Source organism: Vibrio eleionomae, assembly GCF_009874545.1.
Classification (GTDB): Bacteria; Pseudomonadota; Gammaproteobacteria; order Enterobacterales; family Vibrionaceae; genus Vibrio; species Vibrio nitrifigilis.
This window is the reverse complement of sequence record NZ_WEKT01000009.1, coordinates 1-22336: the sequence shown is the minus strand read 5'-3', so window position 1 is coordinate 22336 and position 22336 is coordinate 1. Positions and strand designations below refer to the sequence as shown.

Annotated in this window: 18 protein-coding genes; 13 read left to right on the top strand and 5 right to left on the bottom strand. The window is 42.4% G+C overall.

Features of this window, described 5'->3' with window-relative positions:
- Window positions 1-11: 11 nt before the first annotated feature.
- Window positions 12-1160 (bottom strand): iron-containing alcohol dehydrogenase, encoded by a 1149-nt coding sequence (locus tag F9817_RS07215; RefSeq protein WP_161154287.1) that lies wholly within the window; start codon window positions 1158-1160, stop codon window positions 12-14.
- Window positions 1161-1395: 235 nt separating this feature from the next.
- Here F9817_RS07215 and F9817_RS07210 point away from each other — a divergent pair, with 235 nt between their 5' ends.
- Window positions 1396-2301, top strand: coding sequence for an AraC family transcriptional regulator (locus F9817_RS07210; RefSeq protein WP_161154286.1), 906 nt, complete (start codon window positions 1396-1398; stop codon window positions 2299-2301).
- 190 nt (window positions 2302-2491) lie between these two features.
- Here the strand turns inward: F9817_RS07210 and glgC are convergent, their stop codons facing one another.
- Window positions 2492-3706: a glucose-1-phosphate adenylyltransferase gene (glgC, locus tag F9817_RS07205; RefSeq protein ID WP_161154285.1), complete on the bottom strand. Its 1215-nt coding sequence runs from the start codon at window positions 3704-3706 to the stop codon at window positions 2492-2494.
- A gap of 522 nt (window positions 3707-4228) precedes the next feature.
- Here glgC and F9817_RS07200 point away from each other — a divergent pair.
- The 4 genes from F9817_RS07200 to F9817_RS07185 all read left to right on the top strand — a co-directional run bounded on the left by F9817_RS07200 (window position 4229) and on the right by F9817_RS07185 (window position 9979).
- Window positions 4229-6124 (top strand): glucose PTS transporter subunit IIA, encoded by a 1896-nt coding sequence (locus tag F9817_RS07200; protein WP_161154284.1) that lies wholly within the window; start codon window positions 4229-4231, stop codon window positions 6122-6124.
- A gap of 8 nt (window positions 6125-6132) precedes the next feature.
- Window positions 6133-7572, top strand: a complete 1440-nt coding sequence (locus tag F9817_RS07195; RefSeq protein WP_161154283.1) for a 6-phospho-beta-glucosidase — start codon at window positions 6133-6135, stop codon at window positions 7570-7572.
- A gap of 259 nt (window positions 7573-7831) precedes the next feature.
- Window positions 7832-8833 carry a LacI family DNA-binding transcriptional regulator gene (locus F9817_RS07190; RefSeq protein ID WP_161154282.1) on the top strand — a complete coding sequence of 334 codons (1002 nt, stop codon included), beginning with the start codon at window positions 7832-7834 and terminating at the stop codon, window positions 8831-8833.
- Window positions 8834-8995: 162 nt separating this feature from the next.
- Window positions 8996-9979: a 2-hydroxyacid dehydrogenase gene (locus F9817_RS07185; RefSeq protein ID WP_161154281.1), complete on the top strand. Its 984-nt coding sequence runs from the start codon at window positions 8996-8998 to the stop codon at window positions 9977-9979.
- A gap of 61 nt (window positions 9980-10040) precedes the next feature.
- Here F9817_RS07185 and F9817_RS07180 read toward each other — a convergent pair whose 3' ends face one another.
- The gene (locus F9817_RS07180) at window positions 10041-11897 is read right to left on the bottom strand and encodes a sensor domain-containing diguanylate cyclase (RefSeq protein WP_161154280.1); all 1857 of its coding nucleotides are present in this window, start codon (window positions 11895-11897) and stop codon (window positions 10041-10043) included.
- Between the two features lie 411 nt (window positions 11898-12308).
- Between F9817_RS07180 and F9817_RS07175 the strand changes: the two genes are divergently transcribed.
- The 5 genes from F9817_RS07175 to F9817_RS07155 all read left to right on the top strand — a co-directional run bounded on the left by F9817_RS07175 (window position 12309) and on the right by F9817_RS07155 (window position 17135).
- Window positions 12309-12998: an SH3 domain-containing protein gene (locus F9817_RS07175; RefSeq protein WP_161154279.1), complete on the top strand. Its 690-nt coding sequence runs from the start codon at window positions 12309-12311 to the stop codon at window positions 12996-12998.
- Between the two features lie 231 nt (window positions 12999-13229).
- Window positions 13230-14954, top strand: coding sequence for a nitrate/nitrite two-component system sensor histidine kinase NarQ (narQ, locus tag F9817_RS07170; RefSeq protein WP_161154278.1), 1725 nt, complete (start codon window positions 13230-13232; stop codon window positions 14952-14954).
- On the top strand, window positions 14941-15573 hold the full coding sequence (locus F9817_RS07165; RefSeq protein ID WP_161154277.1) for a response regulator: 633 nt from the start codon (window positions 14941-14943) through the stop codon (window positions 15571-15573). Before narQ ends, F9817_RS07165 begins: the two co-directional genes overlap by 14 nt.
- Before the next feature lie 323 nt (window positions 15574-15896).
- Window positions 15897-16427: a GNAT family N-acetyltransferase gene (locus F9817_RS07160; RefSeq protein WP_161154276.1), complete on the top strand. Its 531-nt coding sequence runs from the start codon at window positions 15897-15899 to the stop codon at window positions 16425-16427.
- 78 nt (window positions 16428-16505) lie between these two features.
- Window positions 16506-17135, top strand: coding sequence for a beta-phosphoglucomutase family hydrolase (locus F9817_RS07155; protein WP_237476199.1), 630 nt, complete (start codon window positions 16506-16508; stop codon window positions 17133-17135).
- Between the two features lie 79 nt (window positions 17136-17214).
- Here F9817_RS07155 and bamJ read toward each other — a convergent pair whose 3' ends face one another.
- Window positions 17215-17691 (bottom strand): BamJ family beta-barrel-assembly machinery protein, encoded by a 477-nt coding sequence (gene bamJ / locus F9817_RS07150; RefSeq protein WP_161154275.1) that lies wholly within the window; start codon window positions 17689-17691, stop codon window positions 17215-17217.
- Between the two features lie 337 nt (window positions 17692-18028).
- On the opposite strand from bamJ, the gene F9817_RS07145 reads away from it, so the two are divergent.
- Window positions 18029-18655: an OmpA family protein gene (locus F9817_RS07145; protein WP_161154274.1), complete on the top strand. Its 627-nt coding sequence runs from the start codon at window positions 18029-18031 to the stop codon at window positions 18653-18655.
- A gap of 307 nt (window positions 18656-18962) precedes the next feature.
- Entirely contained in the window at window positions 18963-19718 is a 756-nt protein-coding gene (locus tag F9817_RS07140; RefSeq protein WP_161154273.1) for a YaaW family protein, read from the top strand.
- 45 nt (window positions 19719-19763) lie between these two features.
- Here the strand turns inward: F9817_RS07140 and betC are convergent, their stop codons facing one another.
- Window positions 19764-21287: a choline-sulfatase gene (betC, locus tag F9817_RS07135; protein ID WP_161154272.1), complete on the bottom strand. Its 1524-nt coding sequence runs from the start codon at window positions 21285-21287 to the stop codon at window positions 19764-19766.
- Between the two features lie 139 nt (window positions 21288-21426).
- On the opposite strand from betC, the gene F9817_RS07130 reads away from it, so the two are divergent.
- Complete coding sequence (locus F9817_RS07130) at window positions 21427-22335, top strand: choline sulfate utilization transcriptional regulator (protein WP_161154271.1); 909 nt, start codon at window positions 21427-21429, stop codon at window positions 22333-22335.
- Window position 22336: the final 1 nt, after the last annotated feature.

The following is a 22336-nucleotide window of genomic DNA, read 5'->3' as shown; positions in this document are numbered from 1 at the left end:
AAATATCGCGATTACGCTAATGCTTTTTCTAGAATTTCACGAGAACGTTCTAGAGTAACCGCTTGGCTTTCACCTAATGCAGTCATACCGTGCTCATCTAGCTGTTTAACGACAGTATTAACGGCTTCTTCATGAGTTAAACCGTGATCGGCAAACTGTGTATCAACATTCAGAGAATGATAGAACACTTCGATCGCTTCGATAGTGCGTTCTGCCAAATCATCACCGGCTTCTAAACCAAATACGTTACGACCCATTTGCTCTAGCTTCGCACGTTTCGCTTCGATTTGATTACGTAGCAACCAAGGTTGAACGATTGCCAAAGAACGACCGTGATCAACATGCCATAGAGCTGTTAATTCATGACCAATCATATGCGTAGCCCAATCTTGCGGTACGCCAGTACCAATCAAACCGTTTAATGCTTGGTTAGCCGACCACATTAGGTTTGCACGCCAAGTGTCGTTATCGCGGTTATCAAAGTTTTGACCGATTTCAAGCAACGTTTTGAGCAGGGTTTCTGCATAGCCATCTTGAACTTTTGCACCAACAGGCATTGTGATGTATTGCTCACAAGTATGTACCCATGCATCCACAATACCGTTAATCAATTGGCGCTCTGGTAATGTTTTCATTACGTCTGGGTCCATTACCGCAAAGCGAGGTTGAACTTCTGGTGAGCGGAATGGCAATTTAGTCGCAGTCTCTTTTTTAGTGATAACTGCGCCTGAGTTTGATTCTGAGCCTGTTGCTGGCAGAGTTAAAATAGCACCGATTGGCACAGCTGATTTAACGCTGTATTGACCAGTCATAATATCCCAGCCATCACCTTCATAGTGCGCTGCAGCCGCTACGTATTTGGAACCATCAATCACGGAACCACCGCCGACAGCTAAGATAAATTCAATATCATCTTGCTTAACAATCGCAACGGCTTTATCTAATGTTTCTTTGGTTGGGTTTGGCTCAACGCCCGCAAATTCTTGCCATTGGTGTTCGCTTAAAGCGGCGACGACTTGGTCATAAACACCGTTACGTTTGATAGAACCGCCACCATAGATAACAAGGACTTTTTTATCTTTAGGAATTTCGCTAGCGATAGCTGCGATTTGGCCTTGACCAAAATGAAGACGAGTTGGGTTTGAATACGTAAATTGCATCGGACGCTCCTTTTGCTTCCAGAAAAGGGGAATACCTTTTCAGGCTGTTATTCCTGAATTGATGTTCTTTGCATCAAATTTCAAGAGCTCATGTTGAGAAAAATAAATCAGCTCAACAAAGTGATATGCATAATAGTCCTATAAGTTGGCAAACAGTAGGGGTATTTCTCCATATTTATTGCCTATTCCTCTAGAATATGAGAGATTTAGCCAAAATATAACCAGAGAGGTATTTATGGTTGAATTAGCCGAGTTAATGACACAATACGCTGACAAATTCCAATTAAATCAATTGGAAGGTTCTATAGATACCGCAATTCCGGGCGTGAGGTTTTATCGGAGTGGGTTAACCGCTGCAAAAGCGCCATTTATGTACGACTCTGGAATTATCATTTTAGGTCAGGGACATAAAAAGATTACGGTGGGTAACGAAAAGCAAGTGACCTACGGCCCCAATGATTATTTGGTGGCTGGGGTACCTATGCCGCTGGAGTGTGAATCGTTTGGTAGTCAACAAGAGCCCATTTTGGGGCTGACGATCCGAATTGATCACGCCATGATCGTTAAACAAGTGCGTTTGATGAATGAACTGGGGGCCACGGTTAAACGTAAGCATCAAGATCGCTGTGGGGTAAACTCTGTCGCGATGAATGAAAAAATGTTGCATAGCTGCAAGCGCTTGATGCTTGCTTTGCTTGATCCCATTGAAGCAAAAGTGCTTGGTGATGTGTTACTGGAAGAGATTTTATTTAGGGTATTGACCAGTGAAGAAGGGCATTTGTTTGAGCAGTTAGCCAGTTTTGATGGTCAGTACGCAAGGGTGGCTAAAGCGTTAGCGAAAGTGCATGCGGATTTTTGTCAGCCACTAACTGTGCAAGAATTAGCGCAAGAAGCAAACATGAGTGTGTCTGCTTTTCATCAAGCTTTTCGTCATGTCACGATGGAGTCACCACTGCAATATTTGAAAAAAGTTCGACTTAACAAAGCCAAACAGATGATTCAAACCGAAGGGGTGAGAGTCAACGATGCTGCTCGGTTAGTCGGGTATAGCAGCCCTTCACAATTTAGTCGTGAATTTAAACGGCATTTTAACCAAACACCACGTGCAAGTAAGTCGCTTAATGAGGTGGTTGAAGTTTAAATCAAGGGTTTCAATCGGGTACGCTATTTTTAAAAAGGGGAAGGTAACAAAGGGAAAGTTTACTCTTTTCTTATTACGTGGTTGAGCCATACTCAAAGAACCCCCAATGAGCACGTTCGCTCCTGATAATTAAAAACCACTTATTGGCTTTGCCAGTAAGTGGTTTTGTGTTGTGACTAATTTCTCTACGCTATGAGAATGTGTAGCTTTCTGGAACCACGACAATTCCGTTCTCTGAAATATGAAAGCGTTTAGCATCTTCACTGGCATTTAAGCCAATCGTTGTGTTGGCGGGTATTTTTACGTGCTTATCGACAATACAGTTTTGCAACTGGCATCCTGGGCCAACTTCCACGTCATCAAACAAAATGCTGTCTAACACGGTCGCGCCATCTTCAATACGCACGTTAGATGAAATGATACTGTGCTGGACTGAACCACCAGAGTTGATCACTCCGCCAGCAATGATCGAATTAATAAAAATTCCTTCATTACCTGTGGCGGAAGAAACGGTACGAGCCGGTGGATATTGAGGTTCGTAGGTACGAATTGCCCAATCTTTTTGATACAAATCCATTGGTGGAATCGGCTCTAATAGATCCATGTTGGCTGCATAAAATGAATCGATAGTGCCAACATCACGCCAATAACAGTCGCGATTTACGCGTCCTTTTTCACCAAATCGATAAGCGTGAACAGTTTCACTCGGAATTAATTCCGGAATAATATCTTTGCCAAAATCATGGCTAGAGTTTTCAAGATCGGCATCTTTATTTAATGCATTTTGTAGTGCATCCATATTGAACACATAGATACCCATTGAAACTAAACTGCGATCTGGTTGGCCAGGAATAGACGGTGGATCGATTGGTTTTTCGACAAAAGAACGCACAATATTTTGTTCATCAACGGCAATGATCCCAAACGCACTGGCTTCTGAGCGGGGCACATCCATGCACGCCAAGGTGAGGTTAGCACCTGTAGCAATGTGTTCTTCAATCATGGCTTCATAATCCATGCGATAAATATGATCGCCAGACAGTACAACCACATATTTAGCTTCACTGCGGTCCAGTAGCCAGCTATTGTGGAAGAGCGCATCAGCGGTCCCTTCGTACCATTTGCCCCCTTTGCGCATTTGCGGCGGAACGGCAGTGATATACTCATTTAACTCTGGGTTGAATACAGACCAACCGTCTCGTAAGTGCTTTTGCAATGAGTGAGATTTATATTGCGTAAGGACCAAAACTCGGCGCAAACCAGAGTGAAGACAGTTGGTTAGCGTAAAATCGATAATTCTATATTTACCACCAAACGGGACTGCGGGTTTGGCGCGGTCATCCGTTAAGGGTGACAGTCGGGAGCCGACACCTCCGGCTAGTACGACAGTTAGGGTATCTTGCATCTTATTTCTCCCTGAAATTGTGCAATTCAGCGCCAACAGGAGAGGTTGGCGGTAGGACCATATACAATTTATATCAGAAACGGCTTATCAAAACGAAGGCTTTCTCAATACTTTTCAATATTAAGTATGCACATGTTAATGGCACTCTCAAGGCATGGTAAATGTACTGATTAACTTCTCAATAGTGATATGCCTATTCAGACATTCTCGTTTGATTGTTCGTTAAGCTGCTTATCTATTTTAGATGGTGCATGGTAATGATTAAATCACCAATGTGTCACGCCATCGAATATGCAATTCAGATACTAATGTGATCTCAATAACATTCAATAGTTTCATTGTTATGGTGATTATTTCTGATTCTTGTGATCCACGTTTTGAATCTCCAGACTGAAATTTGAAAAAGCGCACGTTTTGCTATGGAACCGGTTGTAGTGGCAATAACTTGGCGTACGCTGAAACCGGTTGCAAAAATTATTATTACATTTAAATCATTCCAATAATGAAACAAAAGGTGATCGCATGGCCTCAGCAATTAGAGATTATGCCCAACTCGCAAAAGACATTCTTAATGAAGTGGGCGGGCAAGAAAACGTCAAAGATTTTTCACGTTGTGCAACACGTTTGCGCTTGATTTTAAAAGAAATACCAGAAGGGGCTAAAGAAAAAATTAACCAAATGCCAGGTGTCATTACTGTGGTTATCAGTAGTGGTCAATTCCAAGTCGTTATCGGGACTCACGTTGCCGATGTCTATGGCGCAATGGGAAACTTGGTCGATAAAAGTTTGTTAAGTGAAGGCGAACAAAAAACACGTGTTCTTGATGCGGTCATTGCGTCAATGTCGGCTATTTTCGCACCGCTATTATTCATTCTAGCCTCCGCTGGTATTTTGCAAGGCTGTCTTATCGTAACGAAACATTTTTTCCCGGCAGTTGTGACATCAGGTACGTTTGAAGTATTGAACTTTATGTCATGGACTCCGTTCTCATTTTTGCCTGCGTTTATTGGTTTTACGGCAGCGAAACATTTTCGTTGTAACCCATACATTGCCGTATTGTGTTGTTGTGCGCTAATTAACCCAAGTTGGGCTCAAATTGCCGGACAAATCGCCAATGGGGAAGTGTTCACTTTCTTAGGTTTGCCGCTAGCGAAGACTGTGTACACATCATCGGTATTACCTCCTATTTTCTTAGTTTGGGCACTGTCTTATGTTGAACGGTATACCAAGCGCGTGCTTCCTGATGTCGTGAAAGAGTTGTTCACTCCACTTGTATGCATGGTGATCATGGTGCCTGCAACACTGGTTGTGATTGGTCCAGTGACCAGTGGCGCTGCTGCTGCCATCGCTGTGGGTTATAACTGGCTGTATACGACTGCACCTTCTATTGCTGCCATTGTGGTTGGTGGTGTTTGGCAGGTCTTGGTTATCTTCGGTATCCACTGGGGAACGACCCCTCTTGTCTTCGCTAACTACGAACAATTTGGTAAAGATTCATTCCAGGTTTTCCAAACTTGTGCGGTTGTTGCTCAGATGGTTGCCGCGTTCGCTTGTGCTTACAAATCTAAAAACAGCACTGTGAAGAAAACCGGTTATTCTGCTGGTATCACTGCCATCTTTGGTATTACCGAGCCAACGCTATACGGGATTACATTACGCTTTAAAAAACCATTTGTGTGCGGTTGTATCGGCGGCGCTGCTGGTAGTTTAGTGTCGAGTTTATTTGATACTCACTACTACGTGTATGCGGGACTATCAAGCATCATCACAACTGTGAACGCGATTACCACAGAAAATCCTTATTCATTTATCGGGATGATGGCTGGTGTCGGTGTCACCATCGTAGTGACCGCTATTCTTGTCTTTGTCGTCGGGTTTGAAGACCCAGCAGAAGAAAGCACAGCGGAAACCACCACAGCATCACAACCTGCACAAAGCACGACCACTGCTAATGGTCAGCCAGAAACGGTCACACTCGCAAGCCCAGTAAAAGGCATTGTTGTCCCGCTGAATACGGTAAACGATGAAACTTTCTCACAAGGTCTATTGGGTGAAGGTGTGGCGATTAAACCTGAAGAAGGGTTGGTGACTGCACCATGTGATGCCGTTGTTTCTTCTGTGATTGAATCTAAACACGCCGTTGGCCTGACCTGTGCAAACGGTATGGAATTATTAATTCACGTTGGCCTAGATACCGTCGCGTTGAAAGGTCAGTATTTCGATACTTTGGTTGAACTTGATCAACCTGTTAAGGCGGGTGAGCCTCTAATTCGTTTTGATAAAGAAGCGATAGAGAGTGCTGGTTATGATGTCACCACGCCATTCATTGTTCTGAACAGTGATGAGTTCAAACTCAACATTTTGGATGAAAAAGAACATTCTGTTGAGATGGGTGAACCCGTCATTCAAATCGCATAGGAGTTGTTATGAGTAACGTTTTTCCCGAAGGTTTTTTATGGGGGGGTGCGGTCGCTGCACACCAGCTAGAAGGTGGCTGGGATCAAGGGGGAAAAGGCGTCAGTATTATCGATGTGGTAACGGCTGGTGCTCATGGTAAGCAGCGCCAAATCACGGATGGTATTGTTGAAGGCGAGTTCTATCCAAACCATGAAGCGATCGATTTTTATGGTCGATATAAAGAAGACGTAAAATTGTTCGCAGAGATGGGGTTCAAATGTTTTCGTACTAGCATCGCTTGGACACGCATTTTTCCTAATGGTGATGAAGCAGAGCCAAATGAAGCTGGCTTGCAGTTTTACGATGATCTGTTTGATGAACTGTTGAAATACGGCATCGAGCCAGTGATTACACTAAGCCACTTTGAAATGCCTTACCACCTTGCTAAAGAATACGGTGGTTGGTTAAACCGTAAGGTGTTGGACCTGTTTGTTAAATTCGCTATGACCGTCATTGAGCGTTACCAGCACAAAGTGAAATACTGGATGACGTTTAACGAAATCAACAACCAAAAACATACAACACCGGATATTTTTGGCTGGACATGTTCAGGGATTCGTTTATCTGAGCAAGAAAAACCAGAAGAAGCGGTTTATCAAGCGGTGCACCATCAGTTTGTTGCCGCTGCGACAGTCGTGAAACAAGCTCATGAATTAAATCCTGAGCTGCTCGTGGGTTGTATGTGTTCAATGGTGCCTTATTATCCTTATTCATCGAATCCGGATGACGTCATGTTGGCCCAAGAGTCGATGCATGACAGGTTCTATTTCTCTGATGTGATGGTGAAAGGTCACTACCCAAGTTACGCTAAGAAAGAGTGGCAACGTAAAGGGTATAACATCGTCATGGCTGAAGGGGATGAGCAAATCCTTAAAGAGGGTAAATCGGATTATCTAGGATTCAGCTACTACATGTCTAACACCGTCAATTCAGCGGCAAATAATAGCGATGGCGACAGTGTTGATGGGAGTAGTGCTCATTCAGTGAAAAACCCATACCTAAAAGCAAGTGATTGGGGCTGGCAGATCGATCCCGTTGGTTTACGCTACGTGCTTGCAACGCTATACGAACGCTATGAGGTGCCTTTGTTCATTGTCGAAAACGGCTTCGGTGCGGTCGACAAAGTCGAAGAATCTGGGGAGATCAATGACGATTATCGTATTGACTATCTACGTTCACATATTGAAGAAATGGGTAAAGCGGTCAGTATCGATGGTGTTGACCTAATGGGATACACGCCATGGGGTTGTATCGATTTAGTGTCGTTCACCACCGGTGAAATGAAAAAACGTTACGGCTTTATCTACGTGGATAAACATGACGATAACACCGGAACACTGGCTCGTTCACCGAAGAAATCGTTCTACTGGTATAAAGATGTGATTCAGAGTAACGGGGAGGTTCTCTGATATGACATCTTTCTGAGCCGGTTATCCGGCCGGCTCAGTTTTTCTCAATATAGAGTGATGATACCCAAATGGCCTATACCGGTAGGGGAAACTCAGTCTGTTACAGGGCTAGTTTTTGGTAATAGGTCGTTTGGGTATCATCGTTTTCTTTTAACGAACAGTTAATTGCACAGGATGTTTTGTGTTAGATTGAAAGCAAGTTGAATATTTAACTGCTGCTCAATAAGAAAAATAGAGCGGTGTGGGCTAGAGAGTTACTATGGTTACCATGTTAGATGTTGCCAAAAAGGCAGGTGTGTCAAAATCGACCGTTTCGCGCATATTAAGTGGCAGTGTTGCTGTTAGCGAAAAAGCCAAAGAGGCCGTATACCAAGCCATTGAAGAGACGGGTTACAGACCCAACTTATTAGCGCGCCAACTGGCGACGAAAAAGACCAGTTACATTGGCTTCGTCATGACAAACGTGCTTTATGACGGGCCTTATTTTTCCACAATTGTATATAACGCGGCGTCTTTCAGTGAAAGTAATGGTTATCAGCTTGTACTTGCCGATGGCAAGCATTCGGCCGAAGAGGAACGAAACGCCATCAACTTTTTACTCGATATGAAATGTGCGGGTATTGTTGTTTATCCGACTTATCTCTCTGAAGAAGAGATGGGACAAATTATTGAGCAGTCTGAAACGCCAATTATTGTGATAAACCGCCATGTGCCGAGTCATCCAGAAATAGCCTTTGTTGCGGACCACTACCAATGCGCAGTCGATATGATGGAATATATTATTTCTCAAGGTCACCAACATATTGCTTTTATTCGTGGTACTAAGGGGTCTTCCTCTGGAGAACAACGTTTTAAAGCCTATAAAAATGTGCTCGAACGCCATCAAATCCCCTTCAATGAACAGCTTGTCGTGCAAGGCGCGTGGCGACCAGACGATGGTTACGAAGGCGTTAAAGAGCTAACGGCGCGCAAACAGACAATGACCGCTATTTTGGCGGGTAACGATGAAATGGCGTTCGGTGCCATGAAAGCGCTTAATGAATTAGGCTTTCGTATTCCCCAAGACATTTCGATTGCGGGTTTTGATAATATCGCGATGAGTAATTATGTGACACCAGCATTAACGACGGTGGGCATACCTTTTGATCGTATTCTACAAAAGGGCATTCTCTATTTGATTGGTGATGAACGTCATTCCGATGTTATCGACTTAAACTGTGATTTAATTATTCGAGATTCTGTTTGCCCACCACATCAATAACTGTATGAGTAGCAACAGCAACAAAGACCACTCTGTGTTGCTTTATGTAAACATAGTATTTCAATAAAAAGTGATGAAGTACTCATTTTAGCTCACTGTTTCCATTTAGTCTGGTCAATTCACATGCAGTGGAACCACTGCTGTAAAGCCGGAGGAGATAAAATGAAACCCACCATCATTGTCTATCGTGAACTGCCTGAACCGGAAAAGGTACGGTTACAATCTCATTTTCATATTATTGAATTTAAAGAATTAAGTAGTACTGATGATCCGCAGTTTATTGAGGCGTTAAAAACGGCAGAAGGCTTAATTGGCGCTGGGCTGCCATTAAAAGCCGATGTATTAGATAAAGCGCCTAAGCTCAAAGCGCTTTCAACCATTTCAGTGGGAACTGACGCATTTGATCTCAACTATTTGGGCAAACGTGGTATTCCTCTTATGCACACTCCGACTGTGTTAACGGAAACCACCGCCGACACGATTTTCACGCTCATTCTGGCTAGTGCACGCAGAGCGGTGGAGCTTGATAAGTTTGTGCGCAGTGGGCAATGGCAGTCGAGTATTGGCCCAGATCTGTTCGGCAGTAATGTGCACGGAAAAACATTGGGCATTTTAGGTTTAGGACGTATCGGCAGTGCGGTCGCCCGTAGGGCTCATCACGGCTTTGGTATGCGGATTCAGTACTACAATCATAGTCGTAAAGCTGAAGCTGAGACGGAATTTGATGCACGTAAGATGTCGTTAGATGAATTGTTACGTACGTCTGATTTTGTTTGTTCAGTATTACCTTATGTTCCAGAAACTCACCACCTGATTGATGAGCATGCATTTGCGATGATGAAAGAGAGTGCATTCTTTATTAATGGCGGCCGTGGCAAAACGGTAGACCAAGCTGCGTTAGTGAATGCGTTAGAACAAAATGTCATTAAAGGCGCCGGGTTGGATGTGTTTGAACAAGAGCCGCTGCCAGCCGATTCACCATTAATGATGCTCGATAATGTGGTTCTGCTTCCTCACATCGGTTCAGCCACACATGAAACGCGTGATGCAATGGCACGATGCGCAGTCGATAACCTAATTAGTGCGTTAAATGGCGATATTTCAATTAATTGTGCTAATCAGTCACAGTTAGAAGTGCTAGTTTAACGTAGTGTTAAGCTGCGTGGCCTCTGCCCCAATGAACGGGTGAGAGGCCGAATGCATCTTGTTATGCCTGTGGTTCACTGTGTTTGGAACTAAAACAGCTGACTCGGTTTCGTCCACACTCTTTCGATTCATATAGCGCCATGTCGGCGCGTTGATAGGAATCTTCTGGATGCGAGGTGAGCTCACTAAAACCAATACTAATGGTGATTTTGTGATGATGCTTGTTACTTATCATCACACGAACGCGATCAAGAACTTCTTGAGCTTCTTTTAAATCAGTATGTGGCAGAATCACTGCGAATTCCTCACCGCCAATACGAGCGATAAAATCAGTTTCGCGTACTGCTGTTTTGATGGTATGTGCCACCGATTTGATCACATGATCACCATACGCATGCCCCTTGGTATCATTGATCACTTTGAAATGGTCAATATCACAAATCGCGAAACACGCCTTGTATTGATCTGGATAGCGTTTGATATGTTGGCAATGATAACGAAAAACTTGGTCGAATTTACGGCGATTAGGGATATGGGTCAAAGAGTCGCGTTCGCTCTGTTCGCGTAATTTATTCTCTAGTACTTTACGCTCAGTGATATCGACAAAAGAAGCAACATAATAACGAATATCACCGTGATCATCGACGATCGTTTGGATTCGCAACAGCTCAGTCAGCAACTTGCCATCTTTACGCTTATTGGTGACTTCTCCTTCCCAAAACCCTTGTTGTTGGATGTGGTTCCACATCTCTTTGTAGAATTCTTTGGTGTGAAGTCCAGAAGCAAACATGGAGGGATGTTGGCCTTTGACATCATGAAGTTGATAACCACTTAAACGAGAAAACTGTGAATTGACTTTGATGATGCGATTATATTTGTCGGTAATCACCAAGGCAGACATCCCTTCCATGACGGTAAGTGCCAATTTACTCTCAATGGTTTGATGATTATGTTTCCGGTTCCAGGTTAAAAAGAAGACCGCTAACCCACCCATTAAAGCGATGATCGTTCCGCCTTGAGTTAAAATGGAAGCATAGCGTTCATTTTCTTTCTGCTCGATTACCCCATGGCCAATGCTATCTAACAAGTAGATGTCCTCAAGGTGAGGCGACAAAATGTGTAGTGGTACGCGTACAAAACTATACCAACCTAGCTGAGTTTTAAACGAGCCAGAATCAGCCTGCTTTATGTTGTCCCAGACGCTGGGGGAGAGGGTCTTCAAATTTTGATAACCAATCTGGTCGTTCTGATCGCTGTTTGTATTCAAAACAGCCGTGTGGATATTACTAATTAGATAATTACCATGACTATCAATAACTTCTGGGGTCGATAAGTTACTCTGTTTGATTAAATTGTCATAGATCTGATCGACATTGATATCAGCGAACAGATAACCCCGCTTTTGTCCGCCTGATTGCAAAGGCGCCACTAAATGCACGCTAGAGGTTTTATTTGCTTCTTGGGGTAAGGAGATAAGAATCGTTGAGGAATGAATAGGCAGAGCTTGAATTTTTTTGAATATTTCTTTTTTGTTGATGTTTATCAACTGATTTTGTGGCGTGATATGGACATTGGCATCATCCATATAGAGATTAATCAACTGAAGACCTTGCAGGTTCAACAAAGAAATACTTTCTAATGAATTTTGTGAATAGAGTAATGCTCGCCAGAAATCTTCTAACACTTCGATATTAGTTTTGTTAGGAGAGTTGATAGCGCGCTGCAGAATGTTGCTGTCAGAGAGAATGTGAAAGGTATCCAGCATGCCTTTGGTTGATTTAAGCAAATTCTGCTTACTAAACTCTAACTTGATTCCATGTTCCGATTGGACCATTGAGTAAATACTACCCGTGACCTCTTGAAACTGCTTATAGAAATATAGACAAGGCACAATGCTTAGAACAGCCCAAATCATCATGAATTGGCCAAAATTTTTGAACTTCAGTAATGAAAACATAACCGCCTTGTGTGTCATTTTAACGGTGTAATTAAATAGTGATGCGTGCGTATTAGATGGATAAATGCAACATTTTAACGTTGAAGCGTCAGAACTCCCTAACTTTGCGCTAAAAATGCGTGAGGTTCACTAATTGCGCTGAAAAACATCAGTTTTTACTCATTTAATGCAGAGCATTTACAATGTAAAGTTAGACTAAATTGAACGATATTGATAGTAGTTTTATTGCATATTATGACACCACTATCGGTTACATCTCACAAATTTGTGGCTTACTTCACCTTACTTGAAGAAGATATTTAGACAGACATAAAACTCTCGCCAATACTTGCCTATATATTTCCTCTAGTGTCAATAAGGAGTTAGTAGAGGATGAAGAAGATGATCATGCTACTTCTGCTTCTCCTGGGGTTAGGGGGGGCCGGAGCTGGCTACTACATGTTTTATTATGCTCCCGAACATGGCTCTATATTTGACATGTATATTTCGGTGGGTAAAAAACCTGAAGCCGCACCGCCGGTTAATCACGCGGCGGTAGAGGCCAAAGATGATATGTCCAATCCAGAGATTATGGATTACTACGTTCATGACGAAATGCTGCCTATTCGGCGCCAACCCGTAATAAGCTCGTTTATTGAAGGGCATTTGTATCGTGGAGATAAAGTCCATTTATTGGAAAAACGCAGTGGATGGGGGCGTATCTCGGAGTATTTCGTTTATCAAGAAGGAAAACCAGCAACAGCCAAATGGGTACCACTTGATGGACTGCATGTTAATCCTCCTAATATTACGTCCGCAGAGCGACGCAAAACAATATTAAGCTATATTGAAAAATCTGATGACATCGAAAAATACCAAGAGACTTTTGTCAAAACGACTGACGACTTACTGAATAAGGATCGTTGTAAGCCAGATGATTTTAAAGAAATTGGTGGTTGGGTACGCTCGGTCAATTTTGAAAATGAAGATGTTTACTTTGTTTATTGCGGTGGAATGAGCAGGGTAAACAAAATTTATTTAAATGCTCAATCAGGACAAGTATTTGAGCCCGACAATCAGTAAATAGCGTGGTGGTATCTGTACGATTACACTGATAAAAGGCACATTAAATTATCATTTTTAATGATAAAATGTTAACAAATGGCCTAAATTCACATTTTTTTTAATAATTTATCCCTTCCTATATACACAAATGTCAATTTATAGCCTATTCGTATAATACTCCCTTAGAATTAGAGGGAGTATGCTTGCAGCACGATTTATTGTGTTTAATTCTTGAATGTGGAGTAACGGGTGTTACGAAAAACGAGTAAACCAGTGACCAGTTTTGTCGGGAAATCGATGTCATTTGTCATCATTTTGGGGCTATCAATTATGGTTTATTCGGTCATCACTCTATCGTCTTCTTTAGATGACGCTCAGCTGATTAATCACTCAGGATCGATGAGGACACAAACCTATCGATTGGCCATGGATATCGCGCAAAATTCTGGCAAAACTCAGCAGCATATGCGTGAGTTCGAACGGATACTGTATAGCCCCGCAATGCGTAAATTAGACAGTTGGACGATACCGAACGATATTCGTAATGATTATCACCGCCTGATTATCCAATGGAAGAGCTTAAAGAGCATGTTACAAGGTCACGAAAGAACGCAGTTTTTGGATAATGTTGAACCATTTGTTCAGCAGTTGGATCGATTCGTTTTACAACTGCAAAATTACAATGAAATAAAACTTAAACGCTTAGCTTGGGTGGGTTTCATTTGCTTGGTGGGTATTTTACTTATTTCACTCTGGGTCGTGCGGTATATGGGTAAAAATGTCGTCGCCCCACTCGGACAGTTACTTAAGGCCAGTGAAGATATTAAGTTTGGTTCTTTCAATATTAAGCTCAATACCGATTTACCGAATGAATTAGGGATTCTGGCAAAAACGTTCAATAGTATGGCCAGTGAATTAGGGAAGCTGTACCGCGGGTTGGAATTGGCCGTTGATGAAAAAACCAGACGCTTAAGGCAAGCAAATCAATCGCTTCAAGTGCTGTATCAATCATCGCAAGAGCTGTCGGCTTCGAGAATTAAACTTGATAACTTTCAAGCAATGCTACATCACTTCACTACTTTAGAAGGGGTTATTTCGGCAGAGCTAGAGGTGGTAGATACTGGCGGGAATAGCCTGACATTACAAGATGGTTTGACTTGTCAAAAGTTCCCTCATGAACAAGAGCTGACAGTCGATGGCGAAATAATTGGCTATTTACGTTGGAAAGAAGGGCTGCCATGTCCCGAACGTTCTTTTATCAATAGTTTCAGCCGAATTTTTGGGCGAGCTATTTACTATAATCGTGCTCAAAAACAAGCTGATCAACTGCTATTACTTGAAGAGAGGGCAACGATTGCCCGTGAGTTACATGATTCACTCGCTCAGTCTTTGTCTTATTTGAAGATCCAGATGACGTTATTAAAGCGCATCATGAGTCAGGTAGAGGATCAAGAGATTCAAGATAAAACATCCCCAGTGATGTCAGAATTAGATACGGGGCTTTCAAGCGCTTATAAGCAGCTTAGAGAATTGTTAACCACGTTCCGTTTAACGCTCAAAGAAAGCAATTTCGGTGAAGCGCTCAAGGAAATGGTCGAGCAGTTAGATTCGCAGACAGACGCAGAAATTGTACTGATTAATCAGCTATCTTCGCTGGATATTGATGCCCACCGCCAAGTGCATATGATTCAGTTGCTGCGAGAAGCCGCGATTAACGCGATGAAACACTCACGATCAGACAAAATTGTTATTTACTGTGGGGAGCAAGATGGAACTGTGCTCGCTTATGTAGAAGATGATGGTATCGGTTTTTCTGAACCTGCATCTAGAATAAACCATTATGGAATGAACATTATGTATGAGAGAGCGCAAAGGCTAGGAGGGCAGTTACAAATAGACTCACAGCCGAATGAAGGATGTAAAGTCACGCTCACTTATCAATTAGAAAAGGAGAAAAACCTTGACCACGTATAAAGTGATGCTCGTCGATGATCATCCACTCATGCGCCGAGGAATACAGCAATTACTTAGTATAGATCCAGAATTTGAAGTGATTGCTGAGGCGAGTAGTGGTGGTGAAGCAATCGCGTTAGCGCGCAACGATGAACCGGATATGATTCTGCTCGATTTAAACATGAAGGGCATGTCGGGTTTAGATACACTCAAAGCGTTAAGAGGGGATGAGTGTAGTGCGACTATCGTTATTTTAACCGTATCGGACAACGCCGGCGATATTGAAGCACTGATTAAAGCTGGGGCAGACGGTTATCTACTCAAAGATACTGAGCCTGAGCAGTTAATTGAGCTGCTAAAGGATGCGGTGACCGGAACTAAGGCATATAGTGATGCTGTCTTGCGTTACTTAAGCCTGCGTCGCGATCGCCGTGATGTGTTTGATACGTTAACTGATCGTGAAGCACAAATCCTAGGTGAGGTGGCGAAGGGCTTTCGTAACAAACAGATTGCTGACCGCTTATTTATTTCCGAATCCACGGTTAAAGTGCACATGAAAAGCTTGTTGAAAAAACTGCAGGTTCCATCGCGAACTGCAGCAACCGTGTTGTATCTAGAACGGTATGGTGACTTAAAGTAATTCATTCCATCCTATACGAAGTAATCTCAAGATGTAGGATTAAGATAAAGATAGTGGCTCTCTCCATAGGGATGTGGAGAGGGGCTATCTGTTATTTCCCTTAACAATGCAACAGCCTCTTATGTTGAGCTCTTATTCAACTGCACTCACTTTAGTCAAGTAAAATTACAATATATTAAACTGGTTTATTTAAATTTATTAGAATTAAAGACTTTTTATTTACCAGCAAGTCGGATTCTTCGTCGGATATTTTGCATTTTAGAGTTTATTTAATAATATGGACAAGGACTTAAATCCTTACAGGACGTTATAAGGACTAATAAATGGAAATTAGAGCCGCGGAATACCGCGATTATGAAAATATCGCTAAGCTCCATGCGTTGAGCTGGCGTACCCATTACCATGGTATTTTGGGTGAAGAGTATCTTGAAAACGAAGTGTTAGAAGATCGCCTCCTTATCTGGCAGACTCGCCTAACCAATCCCCCTTTTAACCAGCATATTGTTCTGATTGAAGAACAAGATGAACTTCTTGGCTTTATCTGCGTGTTTGGTAATCATGATTTTGATAAAGGAACCATCATTGAATCGCTGCATGTTGCGCCAAAGCATCGTGGTAAGGGGTTAGGTAAATTGCTGATCCAAGAAGCACTAAAATGGGTTGATCACTATTTTGCTGATTCTGGTGTGTATATCGAAGTGATGGAAGAAAACCATCAAGCGGTTGATTTTTATGATCACATTGGTGGAATTCACCAGCTAGAGCGAGCATGGAAAGCACCATGTGGCCATACTATTCCAGAGTTTATTTATACCTGGGAAACGCCCAAACAACTTGCTGAAGCTGTGCATTGATTCTCATCAACGGCTATTGTAAGAAACACCCATATCTTTGAAAGGTATGGGTGTTTCTGTATGATGAGTAAGGAATACATGACAAGGGAAACAGTGGCAACGATGAATATTGATTTTGAACGTTACAAAGGCTTAATTTTCGATATGGATGGTACCTTGCTTGATACAATGCCAAACCATGTCGCTTCATGGAAATTAGCCGCAGAGCATTTCGATTTCCCTTTTGATGGACCTTGGTTAAATAGTATGGGCGGGATGCCGAGTGTTAAAATTGTCCCGAAAATTAATGAGCGTTATGGCAAGCAGTTTGATTCCAAAGCTGTCGCTGATTATAAAATGGAACGCTATGCAGAAATGCAACATCAAGTCACTTTGATTGCGGATACTAATGATGTGTTAAACCGTTACTTGGGTAAAAAGAAAATCGCGGTCGGCACAGGAAGCCAGCGTGATAGTGCCACCAGATTACTGACCCAAGCTGGTATTTGGGACAAAGTCGATACGTTAGTCAGTGCGACCGACGTAAGCCACCATAAACCCCATCCAGAGACGTTTCTGACCGCGTGTGATGAGCTTGGTTTATCATCTAATGATTGTGTTGTGTTTGAAGATACCCTATTGGGGATGCAAGCCGCTCATGCTGGTGGAATGGATTGTGTGTTAGTCACCGCGCAAGGGTTAGAGTTTCACCCTGTCTCAATGCCTTAATCTTTTCGCTGAGCGTGCCGATACAGTTTTTAGTACGAAAAAGGGAGCATTTGCTCCCTTTTTGTCATTCGTGTTGTGCTTACTTTTGAATTGCCAACAGTTCGACGTCAAAAATAAGGGTTGATGACGGTGGAATAGGGCCTGTGCCACTTTTTCCATAAGCAAGCGTACTTGGAATATAAAACCGCGCTTTTTCACCCACAACCATCAGTTGTAGTCCTTCTTGCCAACCTTTAATAACCTGTTTCACGCCGAATACGATCGGTTCGTTACGCTTATAAGAGCTATCAAATACGGTGCCGTCGATTAATCGGCCCTCATAGTGCACCTTAACTTTATTACTTGCTGTTGGGTGAATATCCCCAGTCCCTGGTTCTAAAATTTCATACTGTAATCCGCTTTGGGTCGTATGAATTCCTGCTTTGTGCTGATTTTCGGCAAGGAATGCTTGGCCTTTTGCGAAGTTGACTTCCGCTAATTTATGATTGTTCCAAGTACGGTAAATAAAAAAGCCCGCAAGAATGAGAACGATTAAGGGCAACACAATTTTAGACATAAAGTAATACTCAAATTTGTTAAGAGGTTCTCTTAGCGACATATATCAATACTGAATTATTCGCAAGAAGCCATAAACTTGGCTAAATTTTGGATAGCAGTTTAGCGATTGACGAGAAGATGTAAAGCGACCTATGTGGTTCAATATCCCAATCACAAACAATAGTGATCATTACCCCCTATAAAAGCGTCAGATTGAAGGTAATGAAAATGGTGTTACGTGAAAGAGGGGACGGGGAATTAATTCAAGATGATTAGGGTAAGGTAATAATTTTTCGTAAAGTTTTCTAAATTTGGCCGATATAAATTAAGTAATCCATCAATGAGTGGCGAGTTTGATGAAGTATTTATTTCTTTTATTGTCTGTAATCCTAAGTGGCTGTAGCTCTTTGGGCATGGATAATTTTGATTCTTTGACCAAAATGATGAGCGGGAGCAAATTGGATGTGGCCCCTAAAGATGCTTCTGCTGTGCGTAATCCTGATTGGGGGACACCGCCAGTCTCACAGCAACAAGTGACTCGCCCTGTGGTTGTAACAAACTACAGTAAATTGATTCGATTTCTGCAGCAAAACCATATTGATTACAAAGTGATACCTGGTAAATACATGATGGTATATATCGAAGATACCATCCACTTTAAAATTAACTCGGATAAGGTACTGCCAAGATCGTATCCATGGATGCAGAACCTCAGTTATTTTCTTGCTCATAATCCAGCCATTACCGTGGTTGTGAATGGTCATACCGATACGACCGGAACTTACGCGTTAAATGATAATTTATCTGAACGTCGTGCGAAAAGTATTCAACGTATGCTGCGCCAAATGCAAGTGCCTAAAGAATCAATCTATACGCGTGGTTATGGCGAATATATTCCTGAATGCACCAATCTAACTCGCAGCGGACGACAGTGTAATCGCCGCGTCGAATTACTCTTTATTGTCGATGGCACAGCGTCTTAGATAATTTGGTTCCCTAATAGAAAATCTCGCAATAGGCGAGATTTTTTTGTTTTCGTGTATTGGTTAGCGAGTAAAAGTGTGGGGATGTTTCCATCTTTTATCTGCAATAAAAAGCAGTCTGTCAATTGACATTTCTCTGTCAAAACTCTCTTAATATTAGTTAGTTAGTTAGTTAGAGCGAATTGTTATTGCGGACATTCGCAGAGACTCGCTCGATGAAACCAAGCCGGTGACTTTGGCTGAAGCCACCGGCTTGTTATCAAGTTGGTTTGTTTCATTGTGCGATACAAATTGGAGAACAAAAATAATGGCATATCGTTACGATGCGGATTTGGAGTTTTTAGGTCAACTGTCTTCGGATGATCTGGAAGACTTAGTTTATAGTTTAACTCACGACAATGACGGACAACCGCGTTGGACAGAGGAGTTAACAAAATCAGTAGGGTATAACCGTCATCATCCTGATCACGCCAAATATTGGGAAGATATCGCAGCAGAAATTCAAACTTATGGCGCGAATACCGTTGCTACTTTTTTCCGTGGTGGAAAAGGTGTGGAATATAAAGAAATTCTGGTTGATGTGTGCAGTAAGCTAAAAGTTAATTTCAATAAAGAACAAGATGTTGAAATGATTGAAACTCATCTTCTTATGAAAATATTAGAAGATGCTCTGGATAATATGGACGATGAAGAGCTGCGTGATTTTGCTCAGGCTGCTGGTGTAGAAAATACTAGTGTCGTAACCAAACAAACCGTGTTAATGGCGTTTCAAGCGGCATTCAAAATCGGTGGGTTTAAGTCATACCAACTGACTTTAGTCATTGTTAATGCAGTGATCAAAGCGCTGATTGGTCGCGGCCTGTCATTTGCTGGCAATGTCGCATTAACTCGTGCCATGAGTATTTTAGCTGGGCCTGTTGGTTGGGCTATTTCTGGCGCATGGACAGCGGTTGATCTCGCTGGAGCGGCATATCGTGTGACCATTCCGGCAGTGATTCAAGTAGCGGTATTACGTCAGAAATATCGTTTTGAGCAGCCTGTTAAAGAAGCAAAAGCGAGTTAAATACAACGCGCGGAAGATGAATAACATCTTCCGCGATTTGACGTATTACTCTGGTTTAGGGAAGCGTGATTTTGCTTCAAGATCATCTAAGTCTATGTGATTACGCATATACATGTTACTGCTATCAAATATAGGTTGGTGATCCCATGCCAGTCTTTTCCCTTTATTGAGTGCTTCAACAACCAATCGGCGTCGGCGTTGGCTCACTAATACATCTTGGGTGAGTTTCTCTGAGTCCCAGCGCTGAAGTGCTTCGGTTCTAAATGATTGTGCAATATCAGCAAATTCTGGTTGATTTGCGAGGTTACACAATTCAAATGGGTCGTTATTTAAATCAAATAATTGGTCTGGGTCTAGGGGACAATGTATGTATTTGTACTGAGAGCGGCGGATCATATAGATTGGCGCTAATGCTCCCTCACCAAAATATTCCCCGATTACTTCATCGTGTTTTTCACCTTGCCCCGTTAAGTGCGGCATTAGGCTGCGTCCTTGAATCGGCATCGCATAGTCTTGAATTTGGGACCCTGTTGCCAGCTCGGTAAACGTAGGCAATAAATCCATCGTAGACACTGACTCTTTGACCCGTTTAGGGGAAAATGTGTTGGGTGCATACACGATCATAGGAACCCTTGCTGACCCCTCGAAAAAGGACATTTTATACCAGAGATTGCGTTCACCCAGCATATCGCCGTGGTCACCGGAAAATACCACAATGGTGTTGTCATCTAATCCAGATTGTTTCAATGCTGCTAGTAGGCGTCCAATTTGATCATCGACATAGCTAATGGCCCCATAGTAGGCTCGTCGAGCACGGCGAATATCATCATCTTCAATAGGTTGATCGTAATAAGCGTATACATCTTGTAAACGGAGTGAATGCGGATCTTGTTCTTCTTTGCTCAAGCGAACTTTAGGCAAATCGATATCGTTTTCATCGTAACGTTGCCAATACTCTTCTAATATTGTGTAGGGATCATGCGGGTGTGTCATCGATACGGTAAGACAAAATGGGCGCTCCTGTTTGCCACGCACATAATTATATATATAGCGTTCAGCATGGAAAACAACCTCATCGTCAAAATCAAGCTGGTTACTGCGTACACATGGCCCTGCTTGAGTAACTGAAGACATATTGTGGTACCAAGTTGGCCGTTCTTCTGGTTTATCCCAGTTAGGAAACCAGCCATAATCGGCAGGGTAAATGTCAGTCGTTAACCGCTCTTCAAAACCATGCAATTGCTCTGGACCACAAAAGTGCATTTTTCCCGAAAGCGCTGTTTGATAATTTTGTCGGCGTAAATAATGGGCAAATGTAGGAATATCCGCTGGAAAATCTGCGGCATTGTCATAAGCTCCTATTATGCTAGGAAGCTGTCCTGTCATGAGTACATAACGGGATGGCGCGCATAGAGGGCTGTTACAATAGGCTGAATCAAATACGACCCCATTATTTGCCAGATGGGTCAAGTTAGGTGCTTTTACTACAGAGTTACCGTAGCAGGGAAGCGCATTGACTGACATTTGATCAGCCATAATAAATAAAATGTTAGGTTGTTGGGTCGACATCGAATTCTCCTATTTATATTTAACAAGTTCTCCAGAGAAACAAGCGTTGTTTATTCAACTAAAGATGTGTCAAGCCGCATTACCTTGCATGGAATTTTTAGCGCTGTAAACTGAGTGAAAACTTATATNATCTTATACCATGAGTAATGAAAAAATAAACTTTAAGACGTTAATCGCTTTTGAAGCATCAGCTAGGCTTCTAAGTTTTACTGGGGCCGCTAGAGAATTGGGGACAACTCAACCTGCTGTAAGCCAACAAATCAGTAGTTTAGAACAGGAACTCGGTACCGCGCTTTTTCGCAGAATATACCGGGGAGTGGAGTTGACTGATGAAGGGCATATGTTGTTTGTCACTACGCAAACGAGCCTACAAGATATCACTGCAGTCATTCAAAAAATTAAACAACGCAACCAAAGTCAGCGTATTACTTTTGCCACTGATTTTGCCTTGGCGGCATATTGGTTGGTTCCAACCATAACTCGTTTTCGTCAAGCGTTTCCCCATATTGATATTCGCCTCGAAACGGCACAGTCTTCATCGCGCGTGATTGATGCCGAAACGGATATTGCGATTCTTTTTGGTGATGGACATTTTCAGGGGTGTCATTCTGAACTTCTGTTTACCGAGCAAGTTTGCCCTGTTTATAGTCCTTTACTCGTTGGTTCAAATTCGCGTTTGACGACATTAGAAGCTATCTGCGAGCAACCCTTGCTACGTCTAAATTCTGATAACAAAGAGGCTTGGATTGAGTGGGAGTCCTTGTTTGACTATTTTTCTACTACTTGGCAACCACCGGAGGTTTCCATTGAATTCGATAATTATACGTTATTGGTGCAAGCGGCGTTAAGTGGCCAGGGAGTCGCGTTGGGTTGGACCCCATTATTAGATGAATTCATCCAGCGAGGTGCCCTTATTGCAGAAAAGCAATTCACTGCACGAACCTCACAAGGTTATTACCTAGTGATTCCGGATAAACAAAAACCCACTGCTGAGGTGAGGCTATTTATCGATTGGTTAAAACGGGAAAGAAATAAAGACAGTATATAAA

Coding starts and splice junctions, on each gene's coding strand:
- F9817_RS07215 (WP_161154287.1), bottom strand. CDS start 1,160: ATGCAATTTACGTATTCAAACCCAACTCGTCTTCATTTTGGTCAAGGC.
- F9817_RS07210 (WP_161154286.1), top strand. CDS start 1,396: ATGGTTGAATTAGCCGAGTTAATGACACAATACGCTGACAAATTCCAA.
- glgC (WP_161154285.1), bottom strand. CDS start 3,706: ATGCAAGATACCCTAACTGTCGTACTAGCCGGAGGTGTCGGCTCCCGA.
- F9817_RS07200 (WP_161154284.1), top strand. CDS start 4,229: ATGGCCTCAGCAATTAGAGATTATGCCCAACTCGCAAAAGACATTCTT.
- F9817_RS07195 (WP_161154283.1), top strand. CDS start 6,133: ATGAGTAACGTTTTTCCCGAAGGTTTTTTATGGGGGGGTGCGGTCGCT.
- F9817_RS07190 (WP_161154282.1), top strand. CDS start 7,832: ATGGTTACCATGTTAGATGTTGCCAAAAAGGCAGGTGTGTCAAAATCG.
- F9817_RS07185 (WP_161154281.1), top strand. CDS start 8,996: ATGAAACCCACCATCATTGTCTATCGTGAACTGCCTGAACCGGAAAAG.
- F9817_RS07180 (WP_161154280.1), bottom strand. CDS start 11,897: ATGATGATTTGGGCTGTTCTAAGCATTGTGCCTTGTCTATATTTCTAT.
- F9817_RS07175 (WP_161154279.1), top strand. CDS start 12,309: ATGAAGAAGATGATCATGCTACTTCTGCTTCTCCTGGGGTTAGGGGGG.
- F9817_RS07160 (WP_161154276.1), top strand. CDS start 15,897: ATGGAAATTAGAGCCGCGGAATACCGCGATTATGAAAATATCGCTAAG.
- F9817_RS07155 (WP_237476199.1), top strand. CDS start 16,506: ATGACAAGGGAAACAGTGGCAACGATGAATATTGATTTTGAACGTTAC.
- bamJ (WP_161154275.1), bottom strand. CDS start 17,691: ATGTCTAAAATTGTGTTGCCCTTAATCGTTCTCATTCTTGCGGGCTTT.
- F9817_RS07145 (WP_161154274.1), top strand. CDS start 18,029: ATGAAGTATTTATTTCTTTTATTGTCTGTAATCCTAAGTGGCTGTAGC.
- F9817_RS07140 (WP_161154273.1), top strand. CDS start 18,963: ATGGCATATCGTTACGATGCGGATTTGGAGTTTTTAGGTCAACTGTCT.
- betC (WP_161154272.1), bottom strand. CDS start 21,287: ATGTCGACCCAACAACCTAACATTTTATTTATTATGGCTGATCAAATG.
- F9817_RS07130 (WP_161154271.1), top strand. CDS start 21,427: ATGAGTAATGAAAAAATAAACTTTAAGACGTTAATCGCTTTTGAAGCA.